Genomic DNA, 19,629 nt, shown 5'->3' on the forward strand with positions numbered 1-19,629 from the left:
AATTGAGAGGTACAGGAGAATGTTCGGATGGGAATTGAGACCCCATCTGAACGGAAGCCGCGCAAATTATAATTTTTAGAAAGTAGGTTTTTTTGGTAGAAGTTATGAGCTATCAAACTTCCAAGACAAGCTTCTACTCTTTAAAATCAAAAGTTGTTTTTGTCTGAGACAAAGACTGACAAAAGCATTTTTGTCAGTCTTGATTGTCATAATGCTGCTGTTGCTGCTAAAGTTACTCCCACAGTTGCAATAGCCGCATCACAGCCTTTAGTGGCAACGCAACCACTTTGCCCAGAAGCACAACCTGTCCAACTGTGATTTTGCGTATCGGCTCCACCTGCAACTAATTCCAGTTCGGCATCGGATAAATCTCTGTTAGCTTCTAATTCAGAAAAGTCTAATGCTGGTAGCACCAGATAGTAACTATTTGCAGTTTCTTCTAATACACTGACTTGGATATTAGTTGGAAAATTCAATCCCTTTTGTGCCATCACAGTTTTCGGGTCAGCAATTAAATCATTGCGAAAGTCTATATCTTGGGCGGCGCGTGCTAGCAATTGCACTTCGATTTCTAGCATGTGGGCTGTTGAGTTGACATCAGAATTTTCAGATATTGTATTAACTAAATCTTGAGTGTCTAATGCTGGCAGTACTAGATAATAATGACTTGGGGTTTCTTCAACTACAGTTATTTGTGTTTGAGTAGGAATATTCCATCCATTTTCTGCTGCAACTGCTAGAGGGTCAGCAATTAAACGACTGCGGAACTGTGAATTTTGTACTGCTTGTGTCAGCATTTGTGCTTTAATTTCAAACATTGTCGCTCTCCTAATAAAGATGTTGTTTGTTTTTGATGTTTGGTTTGAAGGTAATTGTTTGATTGCCTTCTGTATCACTCCTTGGGAGAACTGAAATCAGAATATGCAACCTTTGAGATAACTAGGAATTGAGAGGTACAGGAGAATGTTCGGATGGGAATTGAGACCCCATCTGAACGGAAGCCGCGCAAATTATAATTTTTAGAAAGTAGGTTTTTTTGGTAGAAGTTATGAGCTATCAAACTTCCAAGACAAGCTTCTACTCTTTAAAATCAAAAGTTGTTTTTGTCTGAGACAAAGACTGACAAAAGCATTTTTGTCAGTCTTGATTGTCAGAATGCTGCTGTTGCTGCTAAAGTTACTCCCACAGTTGCAATAGCCGCATCACAGCCTTTAGTGGCAACGCAACCACTTTGCCCAGAAGCACAACCTGTCCAACTGTGATTTTGCGTATCGGCTCCACCTGCAACTAATTCCAGTTCGGCATCGGATAAATCTCTGTTAGCTTCTAATTCAGAAAAGTCTAATGCTGGTAGCACCAGATAGTAACTATTTGCAGTTTCTTCTAATACACTGACTTGGATATTATTTGGAAAATTCAATCCCTTTTGTGCCATCACAGTTTTCGGGTCAGCAACTAAATCATTGCGAAAGTCTATATCTTGGGCGGCGCGTGCTAGCAATTGCACTTCGATTTCTAGCATGTGGGCTGTTGAGTTGACATCAGAATTTTCAGATATTGGATTAACTAAATCTTGAGTGTCTAATGCTGGCAGTACTAGATAATAATGACTTGGGGTTTCTTCAACTACAGTTATTTGTGTTTGAGTAGGAATATTCCATCCATTTTCTGCTGCAACTGCTAGAGGGTCAGCAATTAAACGACTGCGGAACTGTGAATTTTGTACTGCTTGTGTCAGCATTTGTGCTTTAATTTCAAACATTGTCGCTCTCCTAATAAAGATGTTGTTGGTTTTTGATGTTTGGTTTGAAGGTAATTGTTTGATTGCCTTCTGTATCACTCCTTGGGAGAACTGAAATCAGAATATGCAATCTTTGAGATAACTAGGAATATTTCAGTTTGATGAAAATGCTTGAAAGCTAGTGACATCATGCAATTGCGGATTTTCTTCAATATCAAATATTTTTAAAATTGCATAAATCAACTTTGGTGTTGCCAATAAGTAGTTGTAGGGCGAACGGTTGTTCGCCCCTACGAGGGATTGTGGTTCAAATAGATGAAAAATGCTGTAATACGTGAATTTTGAATTGTTAAAAAGGTGTCATATGGTTACACAACAAAATAACCTTTTCCGAAAAAAAGCTTTAGAAAATTTATCTTCCCCGGAACGCTTGGATCGGGTGATGACAGTTATCCAACCGATGCATTGGTTGTCTTTAGCTGCCCTTGGTTCGTTGGTAGCAACGGCAGTTATTTGGAGTATTGTCGGTCGCATACCGATAACTGTTTCAGGACAGGGGGTATTAGTTTATCCAAGCAAGGTTGTATCGTTGCAAGCGCCGGCTTCCGGAAGAATTGTAGCAATGAATATTAATGTTGGTGACTATGTAAAAAAAGGACAGGTGTTAGCAATCATCGATCAAGCTGAATTGCAAAGCCAATTACAGCAGCAGGGTGCTAAGCTAGCGCAATTACAATCTCAGAATTACAGTTCTAACTTACTCCAAGAGCAACGCAAGCTAGAAGAAAAAAGAGCGATCGCCCAGCAACGTCTCAGTCTCCAGCAACGTCTCCAACAAGCAACCAGCCTAACTCCTATTTTGAGAAATAGAGGTTTGAGTTCTCTGCAAGTACAACAGCAAAACTTACTCCAAAGTCGAGCGATCGCTGTCAGTATGATTTCCCCACAACGCAAAATATATGAGGGACTCCAAAAGCTGCAAGCAGAAGGAGGAATTTCTCAGCAAAACCTTTTGCAGCAACAACAAACATATTTAGATGCTGTGAAAAAAGTGTCTGATATTGATGCTCAACTCAAACAACTTGATGTACAACAGGTAGAAATAGAAAAAACCTACCGCGAAAATTTCAGCCAAATTAATGATTTTCAATCCCAATTACAAGAACTCGACGCTAACGAAAAAACTAAAATTGAACAAGATTTTGACACTGCAAGCAATCGACAAAATCAAATCCAAGAAGTCAAGCAAAATATTGCTCAATTACAAGTGCAATTAAATCAAAACAGTCAAATTATTAGCGAATACAACGGACGAGTTTTAGAAATTAGTACATCTTTTGGGCAAATTGTTTCTCCAGGAAGTTCCATCGCCGTCATCCAAGCAGAGGAAGCATCTGCTAAACTCATGGGTTTGACTTTCTTTTCTGTTGGTGATGGTAAGAAAATTCACGAGGGAATGAAGGTACAAATTACACCTTCTACAGTAGAGCGCGAACGATTTGGCGGCATTGTGGGCACTGTAACCCATGTTTCAGCTTTTCCCGTAACTAAAGAGGGTGCTTTAAATGCCATCGGTAATGCAGAGGTTGTGCAAAGCTTAATGGCTCCAGGGCCTCAAATTCAAGTTGAAGCAGAGTTACAGCCAGACAATTCAACCTTTAGCGGCTATAAGTGGTCTTCTTCTAAAGGCGTTGATATGAAAATTTCTTCTGGAACCACCACTAGCGTCAGAGTTACTACAGAAGAGCGATCGCCTATCAGCTTTATTTTTCCTTTTCTCAAGTCTTTAACTGGTGTAAATTAACCATACATAACAAAAATGCTGTCACAACTACAAGTAAAATTTACAAAGAAAAGCGATCGCCGTCCTGTTTCTACTGCGATAACTTCTGGATATAAGAAAATTCGCCGTCGTACCCCGACTATTTTACAAATGGAGGCGGTAGAATGCGGTGCTGCTGCTTTGGGAATTATCTTAGGTTATTACGGTCGGATTGTACCCCTACCGCAATTGCGTCAAGATTGCGGCGTATCGCGGGATGGCAGCAGAGCTGTAAATATCCTCAAGGCTGCTAGAAGTTACGGGTTGAATGCCAAAGGTATGAAAGCAGACTTGGATGGACTGCGACAGTTGCAATGCCCTTACATCGTCTTTTGGAATTTTAATCATTACTTAGTTGTAGAGGGATTTAGTAACAAGCAAGTTTACATTAATGACCCCGCAACTGGGCCGAGGTCTGTATCCTTAGAAGAATTCGATACAAGTTTTACAGGTGTTGTACTGCTTTTTACACCTAGTGAAAATTTCAAAAAAGGTGGTAGTAAACCTAATGTTCTTCTAGGTTTGCGGGAACGTTTGCAAGGATCTGGTCAGGTACTCGCTTACTGCATTTGTGCTGGATTTTTACTAGTGATTCCTGGAGTGGCATCACCTATTTTCTCCCAAATGTTTGTAGATAATGTTTTGGTGCAGAACAGACAAGATTGGTTGCGACCGCTTTTGTTAGGAATGATACTGACAGCGATCGTCAATGGACTGTTGACATTATTACAGTTAAAGTTTCTGCGCCGGATGAGAATTAAGTTATCTGTGGGTATGTCGAGCCGATTTTTCTGGCACATTCTACGCTTACCTGTAAGTTTTTACGATTGCAGATTTGCTGGAGAAATCAGCAGCCGCATCCACCTAAACGACAAATTAGCCAATCTGCTTTCAGGGAAGTTAGCCACAACTGCGATCGCCGCAGTCATGGTAATTTTTTATGCAATTGTCATGCTGCAATATGACGCGGTGTTAACCTCAATTGGCATTATTTTTGTTGCCATTAATCTTTTGACTTTGCACAAAATCTCTCAGTGGCGCGTAGATGCCAATATCAAATTAATACAAGAACAAGGAAAAGTTAACGGCGTAGCTATTTCTGGTCTTCAAAGTATGGAAACCTTGAAAGCATCTGGCTTAGAATCTGATTTCTTTGCTCGCTGGGCGGGTTATTATGCTAAATCGATTAACGCATACCAAGAAGTAAATATAACTAACCAGACTTTGGGAATTTTGCCTTCGTTCCTGTCAGCAATTACATCAATGCTAGTTTTAGTGATTGGTGGAATGCGGGTTATGGATGGTAATCTCAGTATCGGAATGCTAGTAGCATTTCAGGGATTGATGCAAAGTTTCATGGAACCTGTGAATAATCTCGTTAGTCTTGGTAGCGACCTCCAAGAAGTTGAGGGTAGTTTAAATCGCTTGGATGATGTTTTGCAAAACCCGGTAGTTGCGGAGTTGACAGAGGAAACACAACAAGCACAAGAGAAAGTTTTTGCTGATTACCTCCAACCGAAGTTGCAAGGATATGTCAAGTTGGAGAATGTGACATTTAGTTACGGCGAAGTAGAAACTCCCTTGATTGAAAACTTCAATTTATCAATTAAACCAGGACAGCGAGTTGCCTTAATTGGTAAGAGTAGTTCCGGTAAGTCTACCATTGCCAAACTGATATGCGGACTGTACCAACCAACTCAGGGAGAAATTAAGTTTGATGGCATACCTAGAAACCAAATTCCTCGCCAAGTCATAGCCAATTCTATCGCCTTCGTAGAGCAAAATATTTTACTATTTGCTGGTAGCGTCAGGGACAATTTAACCCTTTGGGACACTACTGTACCTGAAAGTTCCTTAGTGCAGGCGTGTCAAGATGCAGCGATTCACGATGTTATACTCTCCTTACCTGGGGGCTATGATAGTAAACTTTCAGAAGGAGCTGCTAATTTAAGCGGTGGTCAAAGACAGCGTTTGGAAATTGCTCGTGCTTTGGTTAACAACCCTTCTATTCTGATTGTGGATGAAGCAACGAGCGCCTTGGATACTGAAACAGAAAAAATTATTGACCAAAAACTACGTCAGCGCGGATGTACTTGCATTATCGTGGCGCATCGGTTGAGTACTATCCGCGATTGCGATGAAATTATTGTCCTCGATCGCGGAAAAGTCGTGCAACGGGGGACTCATGAAGAATTGCAACAAGTTGAAGGATATTATTCGCAATTAATCCGTAGTGAGGGGTGAAGTGAGAAAATTTCGTCATTACCGTTTTGCGCCCTTAACTTTTTTTCAACGCAAAGGTACGCGGAGGTTCGCGCAAAGGTTCGCAGAGGTTTTCTAAAAATAACTAGCCGCGTTTTCATAGAGAATCAGTATTACGCTAAAATCAACTCTTCTCAACTCTTACTCTCTGCGACTCTGCGCCTCTGCGTGAACTAAATTCATATTCTCAATAACCAACACTTTAAACGAAAAAGATATGCTAAAAAAAGCGCGTTTATACTTCTATACAAGCCAAATTTGGCGACGCAGGTTGCAAATTTTCCTTTTAGTTATGTTGGGGCTAATTTTCACTTTGAGTTTTCATATCCTTCCGGCTGAATCCAAACTTACTCAATTTTCAGAACAGTCAATTACAGAAAAAGTTTCAGCACCAACAAACCCCGAACAACTAATAGAACAAGGTAGAACTTTTTACCAAACAGAAAAATTTACTCATGCGGCAGAAAGCTTGCAGCAGGCTGCACAGATATATGAATCTCAAAAAGATAAGTTAAACCAAGCTTTAGCGTTAAGCTATCTTTCTTTAACACAACAGAAACTAGGACAATGGAACCAAGCAAAAGCAACAATTTCTAGCAGTTTAAAGTTACTCACTCAAGCAAAGCCCAGTACTGAGGAAGCAAAACACATTTTAGCTCTTGCTCTCAATACTCAAGGTAGTTTGCAACTAGCGTTAGGACAAGCTGAATTAGCTTTAGAATCATGGCAACAAGCGGCTAAAACCTATACTCAAATCGGCGATACAGCAGGTCAGATTGGTAGTTTAATTAACCAAGCTACAGCCTTGGAATCTTTGGGATTTTCTACCAGAATGATGAATATTTGGCAGCAAGTAGAGCAAAATCTCCAAGCACAGCCCGACTCATTACTGAAAGTTTTAGGATTACGTAGTTTAGGCAATACCTTAAGAGTGAAGGGCGATTTAGAAAAGTCTCAGCAGCTATTAGAGCAAAGTTTAGCAATGGCTAAAAATATGAAATTGCCTCAAGAGGAAAGTGCTACTTTGTTGAGCTTAGGTAATACTTTATATAGTTTTGGCAATAAAAGTCTACAACGTGATGCAAGTAGTGAGGAAAATTTTCTGCCACTCTATTGTAACTACGGTGTGATTTCAGAAAATGCTAAAACCTATTATCAAAATGCCGCAGACTTATATTATAAAAGTGCGAGTAAATCTACATCAGCGATCGCTAAAATTCAAGCACAACTAAATCGGCTAACTGTATTACTATCTCTTGGGGAAAATCTCTCGAATGAAGAGTTAGAATTATTACAATCTAATCTAGCAGATCTCACTCCAAGTCGAGCTGTAGTCTATGCTCAGGTAAACTTTGCCCGGAGTTTAGTATGTATAAATGAAGCAAGTCAAAAGACAAAAGAAAATTCCACCTTCAATGTAGATAAAATCTCTCAGATATTAACAAAAGCTGTGCAACAAGCCCAAGACCTGCAAGACCAGAGGTCTGAGTCTTATGCATTAGGTAATTTGGGTCAGCTATACGAACAGACTAAACAATTATCCCTAGCTCAACAATACACCGAACAAGCCTTGAACCTCGCACAGGTAATTGATGCATCAGATATTGCCTTTCAATGGCAATGGCAGTTAGGTCGTCTACTGTTGGCGCAGGGAAATTCCCAAGCAGCAGTGGCAGCTTACACTGAAGCAGTAACTACTCTCAAGTCTTTACGTACTGATTTGGTGTCTCTCAATCCCGATATTCAGTTTGACTTGCGCGATCGCGTAGAACCAGTATATCGTCAGCTAGTTGGTTTATTGTTACAACCTGAGAAACCGAGTCTACAAAACTTAAAGCAAGCTCGTGATATCATTGAAGCCTTACAGTTAGCTCAACTAGACAACTTTTTTCGAGATGCTTGTTCCACTGTTCAACCAACCTCAATTGATGAGGTGGTTGATAATGCTAATCCTGCCACAGCAGTCATCTACCCAATTATTTTGGCAGACCGTGTAGAGGTGATTGTCAAGTTGCCGCATATAGAGCAACTTCATCACTACAGGACTTACAAACTAAAAAGTGAAGTAGAAATAGTACTAGAACAGTTACAAAAAAAACTTAAGCAACGTTATACATTTAGCGATCGCCAGGCGCTTTCTCAACAAGTATACAATTGGTTGATCGAACCTTTAGAGGCAGACTTGGCTCAAAGCCAAATCAAAACCTTAGTGTTTGTGTTAGATGGTTCCTTGCGAAATATTCCGATGGCAGCCCTCTACAATGGCAAGCAATATCTTATAGAAAAATACAGCGTTGCCCTATCTCCTGGTTTGCAACTGTTAGAACCCAAATCAAAACCAAAACGATTTGAGGCTTTAATTGGCGGACTAACTCAATCACGCTTCGGTTTTAGTTCTCTACCAAATGTCGCCGATGAATTCAAGGAAATTCAAGCAGTTATTCCCTCTAAAGAATTCATCAACCAAGCCTTTACCAATAAAACCATTGAAAAGGAAGTCAGTTCTCTTTCTTACCCTGTGGTACACTTGGCAACTCACGGCAAATTCAGTTCCCAACAGGAAGATACATTTATTCTTACTTGGAATGGCAAGATTAATGTTAAGGAATTGCGTGAAGTATTGCAAACTAGAGAGCCAGTTGTAGGACGTGCATCTCAAGTACCTTCTCCCATCGAATTACTCGTTTTAAGCGCCTGCGAAACAGCTACCGGAGACAAACGCGCTGCTTTGGGATTGGCTGGTGTCGCTGTGCGTTCTGGGGCGCGTACTACCCTCGCTTCTCTGTGGCAAGTAGACGATAAATCGACTGCAATGTTGATGAAGGAGTTCTACCAGCAGTTAAAAAATAATCCTGCCTTAAGCAAATCAGAAGCCCTGCGTCGCGCCCAGGAGTTCATTTTCCAAAATTACCAAGAACACCCCTTTTATTGGGCCCCCTACGTTTTAGTTGGTAATTGGTTATGAATTGCGTAGAAGTGTGCATAAAGTTAAATGCTTGTACCGTATAGTCTATTAACCTGATAACTACTGCAATCTCAACAAGTTATTAAAATCTGAATTAAATAAGGAGAAGTATGATATTTGTACTTGTAAATTAAATAACAAAACACTGTTACTTAGTAAATAAAAGCAACGAAGATGTTAAACTTTGTTAACTTAGATGCCATCTCAACACTACCAAAGCGTGAGAACAATACTGATAAATTTTCTACTTATCTCATGCTTAACCATCAAAATGGTCGGTTAACACTGCAATGGAAATATCAACCTTATTTAAAACGCAACATAGAGCTATACGTACAAAAAAACGAGAAAGTTTATAGTTTATCGAGGCAACAAGATAAAGGAAATGGTCTAGCACATTTTTGGCATACTGTAGCTCTTAAAGAATTTCAAAGATTAGCAGAATGGGAACCAGCAAATAAACAACAACTAGCATTGGAGCATCTAGCAAGTTATTTTGAAGAAAAATGCTATTGGGCAGTTAAAAATATCTGTAAATTTCAGAATCAAGAAAATTGGGAAGAATATCTCTGTTTTGCCAGAGTGATAATTTACGATCCGCTCAAATTAGCAGAAATATTGTCTAAATATAATTCGCAGCAATCTAATATTGAAACGTATGTAACAACTGCCTTAGAAAACAATATTAAAGATGAAATGCGAGTTAAAAAGTTTTCTAAGTGGCGAATGTTATCTAAAAAGAGCGATAAAGAATTAAGAGAAGCACTGCAAGTATCAGGACTGGGCGAACCGAATATTTCTCAGATTATTTTTGCTAAAAAATATTTTAAACAAGTTTATTTATTTAACAAAGTTCAAAATCCTGCCAGAAAAAATGGTCAGAAATGGCCCGATCCGGATACAGAAGATTTTGAACAAGCTGCTCGGTGTTACAATGCAGAGAAAGTCTTGTCTTCTGCACCTCATGAAGTATCTGCTTCAACTAATATTACCGCCAAGCAGATGCAATCTTGGATGGAAAATTCTATTGCAGCATTACAAAACTATCCAAAATCCATAGTACCTCAATGGTCTCTTGATGCCTTACAAACTAGTGGATATGAAGCAAAATCTGACATCCCAGAAGAGACTTTAGAACTGGAATGGCACGACTCAGCCGAAGAAGTAAGAGAAAGTCAGCAATTTATCAGCAAAAAAACTAGTTTGTCTTTGCGCGAACAACTAGAAGCGATGAAACCTGAATTTCAAAAACTTTTGCTGCTTTACTATGGGTTTGGGCTTAATCAACAACAGTTAGCAGCTAGATTAGAAATTAATCAAAGTACAATTTCTCGGTATTTGAAAAAGTCTACAATTACGCTGTTAGAAACTTTAGCAGGCATATCCCAATCTCAACAATGGGTCAATGATTATGTGACAAATTGGTTAGAGAAAGATTACACTAATCCCTCACACTCAGATTTGATTCAAGCAGCTTTAGTCTCAGCTATAAAAAAACTATCTTTGGAAGAAAAAGAAATTTTTCAACTTTGTTACGGTCAAAAATTGAGTGAAATCAAAATCGCTAATCAATTAGGTATCGCTCAAAGTGAAGTAAAGGAAAAGCTTTCTCAAACTCAGTACAAGCTACAAGCAAATTTGCTCGAACAGATAAATATATGGGTGAAAGAGTATGTAGAAAAATGGTTATCAAAGCACTATAAATCTCTAATTAAATCAATTCTCAAACAAAGAGAAAATTCAAGCAAAAAATTAGAAATAGAAGAAACGATTAATATCGTTATGGACGCATATTTTCCCAAATCTAAGTAAATATAATTAGGTAAAATCAATGTTTAGCTTAACGGAATTAGCAAGTAATAACACAAAGCATCTTTGGTTAAAGATTGCAGAAACAGAGCAAAAAAGAGCGTGGCAATATAGCCAGCAACACCACTCTAATCCTATCGCTCGTTACAATTCATATCTGAATCATCTTTGCTCGGATTGTTTCATCAGTTGGCTTGAAGATTGGCAGCAAGAAAAATCAGGGACGAAACCCTCAGTATGGCCTGGAAAAGATTCTTTACCTACTATTTTAGAAGTAGTGAATGGTATAGCTATTCAATTAGGTGAAACACGATTAATACTATTACCAACTGAAACGACAGATTTAGAAGAATTATCTGTACCGCAAGAGTGGGTAGATATCCCCAGTTGGGTAGCTGACTATTATTTGGCAGTACAGGTAAATTTAGATGATGAAGATGAATGTTGGATGGCGGTACATGGCTTTGCAACTCATCGTCAATTAAAGAATGAAGGCAGATATAATCAAAGCGATCGCACTTATTCTTTAGCAGTTGATGAATTAACAGAAAATTTTACCATACTGTTGGCAACATTAGGACTGAATTTTCGAGCAGAAGTGCCACCTTTAGCAACTTTATCAACAACTGAAGCTCAAGATTTGTTACGAATTTTAGCTAATCGATCTATTTATTCACCGCGTTTACATGCAGACGTATCATTTAGCCAATGGGCAGCATTAATTGGTAACGAACAATGGCGACAGCAACTTTATAATCAACGTTTGGGTTTATTGCAAAGTGAGGTTTCACCTGTTGCCGACATTGTACCCAACAAAATACAAGTAAATTTGAATCAATGGTTTGACAAAGTTTTTGAAATAGGTTGGCAATCCATTGATACGCTAATCAATACGTCACAGTTGGGAAATTTAGCGTTTGCTACCAGAAGTTTTAATACTTCTAGGATATCTAATGTTAATGGGGCTAAACTCATCGATTTAGGAATGCAATTAGGAGAACAATCTGTAGTACTGCTAGTTGTTCTTAGTGAAGAAGCAGAAGGAAAAATTGGTGTTTTAGTGCAAGTGCATCCTGTTGGTAATCAAAAGTATTTGCTACCTCATTTAAAGCTAGCACTTTCTAGTTCAGGGGAGACTTTACAAGTAGTTGAATCTAGAACTCAAGATTACTATATTTCACTAAATCGCTTTAAATGTATGCATGAAACTAGCTTTAGTATTCAATTAATACTAGGTGATTTTAGCATTACAGAAGATTTTGTGATTTGATAATTAGAAGGCAGGGGAGGGTTTAGTAATTAACGATGGGTAAGTTAATTGTTATAAATTTAGATAAAGGCAATTTAAACGATGGCTTCTCGGTTGTTAACGCACAATTGTGGGATGATAACAATTCTCGCCCGATGCAATTTACAGGGAGTTTACCCGCAGCCCCACAAATTGCGGAACTTTATAAACGCTATCAATTAATATATCAGGCACTCCAACAACGATTTCACGGTCGTGCTTTAATTGAAATGGAACCAGTTGGTTTGACTAATATTAGTGAAACTGATTTTACTGAAATTTGTCAGGAATTGCATCAGCAAATTAATAGTTGGTTAAACTCAAATTCGTTTCGTAAAATTGACCAACAATTACGAGCTAGATTGACTTTAGATGAAGAATTTCAGGTGATTATTGAAACAAGCGATCGCCTGCTAAGAAAACTACCTTGGCATCTATGGAACTTTTTTGACGATTACCAAAAATCAGAAGTAGCTTTAACTCCTCCAAGTTATGAACGAGTGAAAGTATTATCTAAAAAAAATCATAGACAAGTTAGAATTTTGGCTATATTAGGTAATAGTACAGGTATTGATATCCAAAAAGACCAAACATTACTAAAGCAATTACCTCATGCTTCAACAGTATTTTTGGTAGAGCCTTCACGGCAAGAATTAGATAAGTGGTTATGGGATAAACAAGGGTGGGATATTTTATTTTTCGCAGGGCATAGTGAAAGTCAAGAAGATACAGGTTTAATACATATTAACCAAACCAGCAGTTTAACCATACCAGAATTAAAAAATGCTTTGAAATATGCAGTTGCACAGGGTTTAAAACTTGCTATTTTTAACTCCTGCGATGGTTTGGGATTGGCATGGCAGTTAGCCGATTTGCACATTCCCCAAGTTATTATCATGCGAGAGAATGTGCCGGATTTTGTTGCTCAAGAGTTTTTAAAGAATTTCCTTTCAGCTTTAGCAGGGGGTCAATCTTACTATTTAGCAGCACGTTACGCACGAGAAAGATTACAAGGTCTAGAAGATGAATTCCCTACTGCTTCTTGGTTACCATTGATTTACCAAAACCCAGCAACAGAACCGCTAACATGGAACGGGTTACGGGGACAAACACCAGCGATATCTTCCCCTTGGTTCAAAAAAAACAGACTGCAAACAGCATTAGTGGCAAGTATAGCGATCGCACTTGCAACAACAACCCTGCGATCGCTAGGCATAATGCAACAATGGGAACTATCGGCTTTCGATTCCATGATGCAAATCAGACCAGATGAAGGCCCAGACCAACGCCTATTAATAGTTAAGATTACAGAAGCAGACATTCAAGCCCAAAAGCAACGGCAAAAATCCTCGTTATCAGATGAGGTATTGCAACAGTTAATGCAGAAATTGGAATTATACCAACCAAGAGCCATCGGTTTAGATCTCTATCGTGATTTCGCAGTAGAACCTCAATACAAAGATTTAGCAACTCGCTTGCATAAAAGTGACAACTTTTTTGCTATTTGTAAACTCAGTGGAGGCAATACACAAGCAACTGGCATTTCACCCCCACCAGAAATTCCAGGCGGCCGCGTCGGCTTTAGTGATGTTGTGCTTGATAGTGACTTTGTAGTTCGCCGTCAGCTATTAGCCGTAACTCCAGATCCACAATCCCCGTGTAAAACACGCTACTCCTTAAGCTGGCAACTGGCAAGTTACTATTTAGCAAAAGAGGGTATTCAATTTCAAATTAATAATCAAGGACATTTGCAACTTGGCAAAATTGTCTTTAAACCTATAGATATTCCTACAGGTGGTTATCAACAATTTGATGCCGGAGGTCACCAATTACTACTCAATTATCGCGCCTCACAGGAGGTTGCTCCACAAGTTACTCTCGCACAAGTTCTCAAAGGTCAATTGAACCCTGAGTGGGTGAAAAATCGGATTGTGTTAATTGGCGTTGATGCTGACAGTGTTAAAGATTCTTTCCTAACACCTTACAGTACAAAGACTAGGCCTTACCAACAAATACCAGGTATAGTAATTCACGCCCACATGGTTAGCCAGATACTTAGTGCCGTGATGAATCGCCGACCATTGTTATGGGTCTGGCCTGCATGGGGTGAAGTTCTTTGGTTGTGCAGTTGGTCATTAGTAGGAGGAATAATCGCTGTATATCCTTGGTGGCGATGGCAGCTAGTTGCGATAATTGCTGTTGCACTAATTACCTTATACGGCTGCTGCTTTATCCTCCTACTATTCGGTGGTTGGGTGCCGTTTGTTCCTACTGTTTTTGCCTTAATAACTACTACTTTCGGAATTCGTCTTTCTACTAGAGTTTACCAAAACAATATTTAAATACTTAGACAGAATTAATTACACACATTGTTTTTCTGTTCCCTGTTCCCTGTTCCCTGTTCCCTTTCTCCACGAATGAATTTAATTTTTTCCAACTACTTAACTAAACTCGATTATGACTAGAATAAATTTTCGATTTCCGCAGATATTAGTGTTTAGTCTTACTTTTATAGTAGTTGGTTTTACACAACCCGCACAATCTCAACAACCACCTAACAATAACTCGAATAGTACTAAAATCCGCTTTATTGAGCCAACTTTAGAAAAAGAACCAGAAAACCGGGGTGCGCCAGGCGATCGCCAAGGAGCAGGAACGCGTGGTGATTGTCCAAATGTCAGCAAACCTCTAACTGCATTAGTACCCTTGATACCAAGAACTTTGAGTTTAAAGCAACAAACAACTACAGACAAACCCTTATCAAAATTTGTTTTGGGGTTAACAACTGCTGAATATCCTACCTTTTGGTTTTACGTTCCTTACCAAATTAAAGATATTGATGTTGTCAAGTTTGTAGTACTAGATGAAAATAATAATTCCATCAGCAAAGAGCCTCTGTTAATTAAGTTATCAGGAACGCCCGGAGTAATTAGCGTCCGCGTTCCCACAACAGAAAAACCATTAGAAATTGGTAAATATTATCATTGGTACTTCTTAGTTGATTGCAAATCACAAACCTCCTCTGAAGAATCAGAAGATATTGCTGTCGAAGGGTTAGTACAACGAATAGAACCGAACCCCGATTTAGTTCGTCGCTTAGGAACAGCAACACCACAAGAACGTGTCGCCCTTTATGCTCAAGCGGGCATTTGGCAAGACGCACTAACACTTTTAAGCGAACTCCGCCTTGCTAAACCAAAAGATACCGCCCTAGCTTCTGACTGGCAAGACCTGTTAAAGTCCGTTGGCTTGGAAGACGTTGCCAGCGAAACCATTACACAGTGCTGTACTCCAATAGAGGACTTACGCACTCAGGTTACTTTTTGAAGCTGGGTGTTATGATATCAAGTCTGGGAAATTAGTAGGACTTACACACTGTACAAATTAATCTAGGACTTACGCACAGCCAACGGAAAACGAACCACAGAGGCACAGAGTTCACAGAGGAATGAGAGTTTAAGAGAGTTTTTGCGTAAGTCCTATAATCATGGTGTGAGTTTCTATGCATAGGTCGTTTCAGGGCTTTATTAATCATTCTTTGTCGATTTTTGTGTAAAAAGATTAAATTCACCCCAGCAGCCCTAGCAATATTTTGAACAATATTTCTAACTGCTCTGGCACTATGTACAAGTTTAAATCCTCATAAATTAAATTTTCTTGCTGCTGGAGAAAACCAAATTTCCAGATATTACCAATTGTTACAGCCCCATAAATTTTGGTTGCTTCCGACTCATTAATTTGTGCCAATGCTATCAATTCTACAGCTAATTGAGTAAAACCTCTAGTCAAGTCAGCATTTTTAGCTTCCACTATCAACAGTTGTTTGCTGTTTTTGATGTAGTAGTCTAATGTCCCTTTTAAGTATTCACCAGCATTCACCGGATACTCTATGTTCAGTTTAGTTTGGTAATAATCGCAGACTTCAAATAATATAGGAGCGATCGCCGCTTGTTTCCTAGCATCCTCCGTCAACAAACTAGTTAGCCGCAGATTTCTGTTGATAGTTGTATTTAACTGCTCAAAGCTACTTGGAAGGTTCTCAACAACAGGTAATTCTAATTTTTGACTAATATAATTGTAGTTAAGCTCTTTTAATATCTCTTCTATTGGAAAAGACATTTGGAAGTAATTACTAAAAGTGTAGCTTTGTCCTGGTTGTAATATTTTAGTCATCTAATTTCCCTCCTAGAGACTCTTACCATAGCTCTTGTATCCGTTCTTTGAGGTGAGACTCTTTTTGATGTCTCAGCAACTCCTCTAGTTCCTCAACACTTTCTTCAATCTCGATATGCGTTACCCCTGCCATCACATACCCTGAATGCTACTTCTGTCTATATTTACCATCTGTCGCATTCTTTTTTCAAATTGGTATGACATTTAATCTCAGTGATTTTGCTCGTTATTCAGAAATTACTGCTGTTAATCCCAGCACAATTACACCTTCATTTCTACTTATACGTGTAAATGTAAAAAAAAAACAATGAGTAAAAAATAACTAAGCGGTAAATGTTTGCACTTAGCTCAAAAGCATAAATCAACCCAGGTCTTCCCAATAAAGCATATAACCAACATCAAAGAGTCAAAACAAATGCAAGATAGTCTTGTATTTGTTTAGAAACATCTTTGCATAACTTTTTAGTAGGTTAAAAAGATGCTTATTGAAAACAAAATTCCGGATTTGCCAGGAGAGTACTATCGATTTAAAGGTAATCAACCTTTACTATTAGATGACCCAGAGACAGTTTGGATAGTGCGATCGGGTTCCATGTCGCTATTTGCCATTGCGGTTAACAATGGTAATCCAGAAGGAAAACGGCGTTACCTATTTAATGTCAAATCCGCAGAAGCGATGTTTTCAATAGCATCTGAGTTTCAAAGCAAGCAGCTGCAAATTTTAGCAGTGTCCCTTGAAGAAACAGAACTCCTCAAAATCTCTCGCAAAGATTTTGAGTCTATGTTCCCAGACAAACAAGCTGATGCAGTGGATTTGGTAGAGCGTTGGATATATCAACTAAGTTCGGCTGTAGCTTGCGAACCTAATCGTAACTTCAAAATTTCAAAGCCAGGAACTCAGTTCTTCTCCTTAGCTAATGGCGAGATATTCCGACCAGAACAAGGCAGCATATCTTGGGTACGAATCCAAAGAGGCTATGCCAATTTAATGGGATTTGCCGAACTAATTTTTGATTCTGCGTCTGGTCTGTTACCTGTGAGTGCTGATATGTGGTTGCAGGCAAAGGGCATATTAGAATTAGAAACTTTTCCTGCCGAAGAGATTCAAGAAGCAGACACTTTAATGGTTAGTCTGGCTCAATTGCAAATGAATTTCCTACAAATAATTAACTTGCTCTGTGAGGAAGAAATCCAGCAAGAAATCGAGAGGTGTCGGCAAAGAGAACACCTGAAGCGTCAGGTGATGAATGAAACGTTAGACGAACTGTCATCTGTGTTGCAACCGCAGGAAACAGTCACTTCTTCACAGATAATACATGGCGGTAATTCCTCAGACCAAGCTCTGTTAGTTGCAGCAGGAGCAGTGGGACGTGCTTTAGGCATTGCGATTCGCCCTCCATCTCGCTCAGAAGACCTCAAACGCCTGAAACACCCAATAGATGCTATCGCCCGTGCTTCACGAATTCGGATGCGTCGCTTGCATCTAATCGGGAATTGGTGGAAAAGTGATTGCGGCCCGATGCTGGGATACACTTTAGAAGACGAGACTCCGGTGGCTCTGTTACCAGTGAAGAATGGTGCAAGGGGCAACCGTTATGAGATTTTCCATCCCCTCAAGCAGACTCGCACTTTTGTAGACGAACAAAGTGCTGCTACACTCTGCACCACTGCTTATGTATTTTATCGACCTTTGCCCGATAAAAACCTCAAAACCTGGGATATACTTCTATTTGCACTACAAGGTCATTATAAAGATTTAGTTATCATCCTGTTAAGCGCAATAGCTGTTTCATTATTAGGGATGGTAACGCCCCAAGCTACTGCTATTATCATAGATAACGCCGTTCCCGATAGCGATCGCGGATTATTGTTACAAATCGCTTTAGGTCTTTGTGCAACAGCTTTTGGAGGTACAATTTTTCAACTAGCTCAAGGGCTTGCCCTCATGAGACTAGAAACTTTTGCCGACTCATCCACTCAAGCTGCGGTGTGGGACAGGCTATTGAAGCTAAGTGTATCTTTTTTTAATCAGTATTCTATTGGCGATTTAGAATCTAGGGTTTCTAGCATCAGTGAGATTCGCTCCATACTCAGCGGTACAGTTCTCAAAACTATTTTCTCTGGCGTGTTTGCCTTTTTAAACTTGGGATTGTTAATTTACTACAACGGTTCGTTAACCGCGATCGCTATTATTGCAGCTGTTGTAAATATTGCCCTGACTTTCTTCTCTGGTATGCTTACCCTGGGCAAGGTTCGTCCCTTATTGGAGCAACAAGGACAAATCTTTGGCGTGATGGTGCAGTTAATCAACGGGGTTGCCAAATTGCGAGTTGCAGGAGCTGAAGAACGCGCTTTTGCCTACTGGGGTAAACAGTATAGCCAGCAAATAAAATTAGTGTTGAGTACCCAAGCGATTGAAGACGTTCTCAACGTCTGCAATAAAGTCTTGCCCATATTCACATCTGGCGTGCTTTTCTGGTTTACTGCCACATTACTACAGCAGAGCCAGCAAACGGGAACTCAAGCACTATCCATTGGTACTTTCCTGGCCTTCAACTCTGCTTTTGGTACCTTTATTAGCGGTGCAACCAGCTTGAGTACAACCGTTGTCGATGTTCTGAAAGTCATACCTTTGTGGAAGCGTGCCCAGCCAATTTTGCAAGCCGAACCAGAAGTTAATAATAGTAAAGCAGATCCCGGCAGGTTATCCGGCAGAATTGTTGTAGACCATGCAGTTTTTCGTTACCACGATGATAGACCCTTAATCTTAAATGATGTAAGTATTCAGGCTGAACCTGGGGAATTTATTGCTCTGGTGGGGACTTCTGGCAGTGGGAAATCAACTTTGTTTCGGTTATTACTCGGATTTGAGACTCCGGAATCTGGCAGTATTTACTATGATGGACAGGAGTTGACAGGACTGGATATTCATGCTGTGCGCCGACAGATAGGTGTTGTATTGCAAAATAGCCGATTAATGTCAGCTTCTATCTTTGAAAACATTGCCAGTGGTGCTTTAGTCACAATTGATGAAGCATGGGAAGCCGCGCGGATGGCGGGTTTAGCAGATGATATCCAAGCTATGCCAATGGGTATGCACACTGTTGTCAGTGAAGGAGGTGGTAATATCTCTGGCGGACAACGGCAAAGGCTGTTAATTGCTAGGGCATTAGTATTGAAACCACGAATTTTACTATTTGATGAGGCTACCAGTGCCTTAGATAACAAAACCCAGGCTATTGTTAGTGAAAGCCTTGACCGACTAAAGGTAACGCGCATAGTCATTGCTCACAGACTCAGTACAATCCACAATGCTGACCGTATCTATGTACTTCAGAATGGTCGGGTTGTACAGCAGGGTAGTTTTGAGCGACTAGTCAATCAGCAAGGGCCATTCGCTCAACTAATGATGCGGCAAAAGCTATAAATTTCAAGGGGCGACAGGTGTGATTTTACACTCTGCGAGGCAAAATCCCACAGTAAACCGGGCGCGTGTCTAATAACCAGTGGCAACCATTGAGTCAGGCGATCGCTAGTTTATATAGCAGTCCGATTTGATTAATGAACTG

The 19,629-nt window shown here is 39.6% G+C and carries 11 protein-coding genes; 8 read left to right on the forward strand and 3 right to left on the reverse strand.

Annotation, left to right across the window (positions count from 1 at the left end):
* Positions 1 to 206 precede the first annotated feature (206 nt).
* Positions 207 to 818: an NHLP leader peptide family RiPP precursor gene (locus tag GNE10_RS08900; RefSeq protein WP_185564682.1), complete on the reverse strand. Its 612-nt coding sequence runs from the start codon at positions 816 to 818 to the stop codon at positions 207 to 209.
* 332 nt (positions 819 to 1,150) lie between these two features.
* Complete coding sequence (locus tag GNE10_RS08905; protein ID WP_185564684.1) at positions 1,151 to 1,762, reverse strand: NHLP leader peptide family RiPP precursor; 612 nt, start codon at positions 1,760 to 1,762, stop codon at positions 1,151 to 1,153.
* Between the two features lie 343 nt (positions 1,763 to 2,105).
* Here GNE10_RS08905 and GNE10_RS08910 point away from each other — a divergent pair, with 343 nt between their 5' ends.
* The 7 genes from GNE10_RS08910 to GNE10_RS08940 all read left to right on the forward strand — a co-directional run bounded on the left by GNE10_RS08910 (position 2,106) and on the right by GNE10_RS08940 (position 15,214).
* The gene (locus GNE10_RS08910; RefSeq protein ID WP_185564685.1) at positions 2,106 to 3,545 is read left to right on the forward strand and encodes an NHLP bacteriocin system secretion protein; all 1,440 of its coding nucleotides are present in this window, start codon (positions 2,106 to 2,108) and stop codon (positions 3,543 to 3,545) included.
* Between the two features lie 129 nt (positions 3,546 to 3,674).
* On the forward strand, positions 3,675 to 5,807 hold the full coding sequence (locus GNE10_RS08915) for an NHLP family bacteriocin export ABC transporter peptidase/permease/ATPase subunit (RefSeq protein ID WP_397325265.1): 2,133 nt from the start codon (positions 3,675 to 3,677) through the stop codon (positions 5,805 to 5,807).
* Positions 5,808 to 6,042: 235 nt separating this feature from the next.
* Positions 6,043 to 8,790 carry a CHAT domain-containing protein gene (locus GNE10_RS08920; protein ID WP_185564689.1) on the forward strand — a complete coding sequence of 916 codons (2,748 nt, stop codon included), beginning with the start codon at positions 6,043 to 6,045 and terminating at the stop codon, positions 8,788 to 8,790.
* Positions 8,791 to 8,964: 174 nt separating this feature from the next.
* Positions 8,965 to 10,602 (forward strand): sigma-70 family RNA polymerase sigma factor, encoded by a 1,638-nt coding sequence (locus tag GNE10_RS08925; protein ID WP_185564691.1) that lies wholly within the window; start codon positions 8,965 to 8,967, stop codon positions 10,600 to 10,602.
* Positions 10,603 to 10,621: 19 nt separating this feature from the next.
* On the forward strand, positions 10,622 to 11,869 hold the full coding sequence (locus tag GNE10_RS08930; protein WP_185564693.1) for a DUF1822 family protein: 1,248 nt from the start codon (positions 10,622 to 10,624) through the stop codon (positions 11,867 to 11,869).
* Positions 11,870 to 11,904: 35 nt separating this feature from the next.
* Entirely contained in the window at positions 11,905 to 14,229 is a 2,325-nt protein-coding gene (locus tag GNE10_RS08935; RefSeq protein ID WP_185564695.1) for a CHASE2 domain-containing protein, read from the forward strand.
* Between the two features lie 115 nt (positions 14,230 to 14,344).
* On the forward strand, positions 14,345 to 15,214 hold the full coding sequence (locus GNE10_RS08940; RefSeq protein ID WP_185564697.1) for a DUF928 domain-containing protein: 870 nt from the start codon (positions 14,345 to 14,347) through the stop codon (positions 15,212 to 15,214).
* 240 nt (positions 15,215 to 15,454) lie between these two features.
* Here the strand turns inward: GNE10_RS08940 and GNE10_RS08945 are convergent, their stop codons facing one another.
* Positions 15,455 to 16,060 carry a hypothetical protein gene (locus tag GNE10_RS08945; protein WP_185564699.1) on the reverse strand — a complete coding sequence of 202 codons (606 nt, stop codon included), beginning with the start codon at positions 16,058 to 16,060 and terminating at the stop codon, positions 15,455 to 15,457.
* A 478-nt stretch (positions 16,061 to 16,538) separates the two neighbouring features.
* Between GNE10_RS08945 and GNE10_RS08950 the strand changes: the two genes are divergently transcribed.
* A complete protein-coding gene (locus tag GNE10_RS08950) occupies positions 16,539 to 19,487 on the forward strand; it encodes an NHLP bacteriocin export ABC transporter permease/ATPase subunit (protein WP_185564702.1) in 2,949 nt (982 codons plus the stop codon).
* Positions 19,488 to 19,629 lie beyond the last annotated feature (142 nt).

It is taken from the genome of Nostoc sp. 2RC (assembly GCF_014222165.1).
Taxonomy (GTDB): domain Bacteria; phylum Cyanobacteriota; class Cyanobacteriia; order Cyanobacteriales; family Nostocaceae; genus Nostoc; species Nostoc linckia.

What these genes read in the sequence shown, in the direction of transcription:
- GNE10_RS08900 (WP_185564682.1), bottom strand. Translation starts at nt 818, where the DNA reads ATGTTTGAAATTAAAGCACAAATGCTGACACAAGCAGTACAAAATTCA.
- GNE10_RS08905 (WP_185564684.1), bottom strand. Translation starts at nt 1,762, where the DNA reads ATGTTTGAAATTAAAGCACAAATGCTGACACAAGCAGTACAAAATTCA.
- GNE10_RS08910 (WP_185564685.1), top strand. Translation starts at nt 2,106, where the DNA reads ATGGTTACACAACAAAATAACCTTTTCCGAAAAAAAGCTTTAGAAAAT.
- GNE10_RS08915 (WP_397325265.1), top strand. Translation starts at nt 3,675, where the DNA reads ATGGAGGCGGTAGAATGCGGTGCTGCTGCTTTGGGAATTATCTTAGGT.
- GNE10_RS08920 (WP_185564689.1), top strand. Translation starts at nt 6,043, where the DNA reads ATGCTAAAAAAAGCGCGTTTATACTTCTATACAAGCCAAATTTGGCGA.
- GNE10_RS08925 (WP_185564691.1), top strand. Translation starts at nt 8,965, where the DNA reads ATGTTAAACTTTGTTAACTTAGATGCCATCTCAACACTACCAAAGCGT.
- GNE10_RS08930 (WP_185564693.1), top strand. Translation starts at nt 10,622, where the DNA reads ATGTTTAGCTTAACGGAATTAGCAAGTAATAACACAAAGCATCTTTGG.
- GNE10_RS08935 (WP_185564695.1), top strand. Translation starts at nt 11,905, where the DNA reads ATGGGTAAGTTAATTGTTATAAATTTAGATAAAGGCAATTTAAACGAT.
- GNE10_RS08940 (WP_185564697.1), top strand. Translation starts at nt 14,345, where the DNA reads ATGACTAGAATAAATTTTCGATTTCCGCAGATATTAGTGTTTAGTCTT.
- GNE10_RS08945 (WP_185564699.1), bottom strand. Translation starts at nt 16,060, where the DNA reads ATGACTAAAATATTACAACCAGGACAAAGCTACACTTTTAGTAATTAC.
- GNE10_RS08950 (WP_185564702.1), top strand. Translation starts at nt 16,539, where the DNA reads ATGCTTATTGAAAACAAAATTCCGGATTTGCCAGGAGAGTACTATCGA.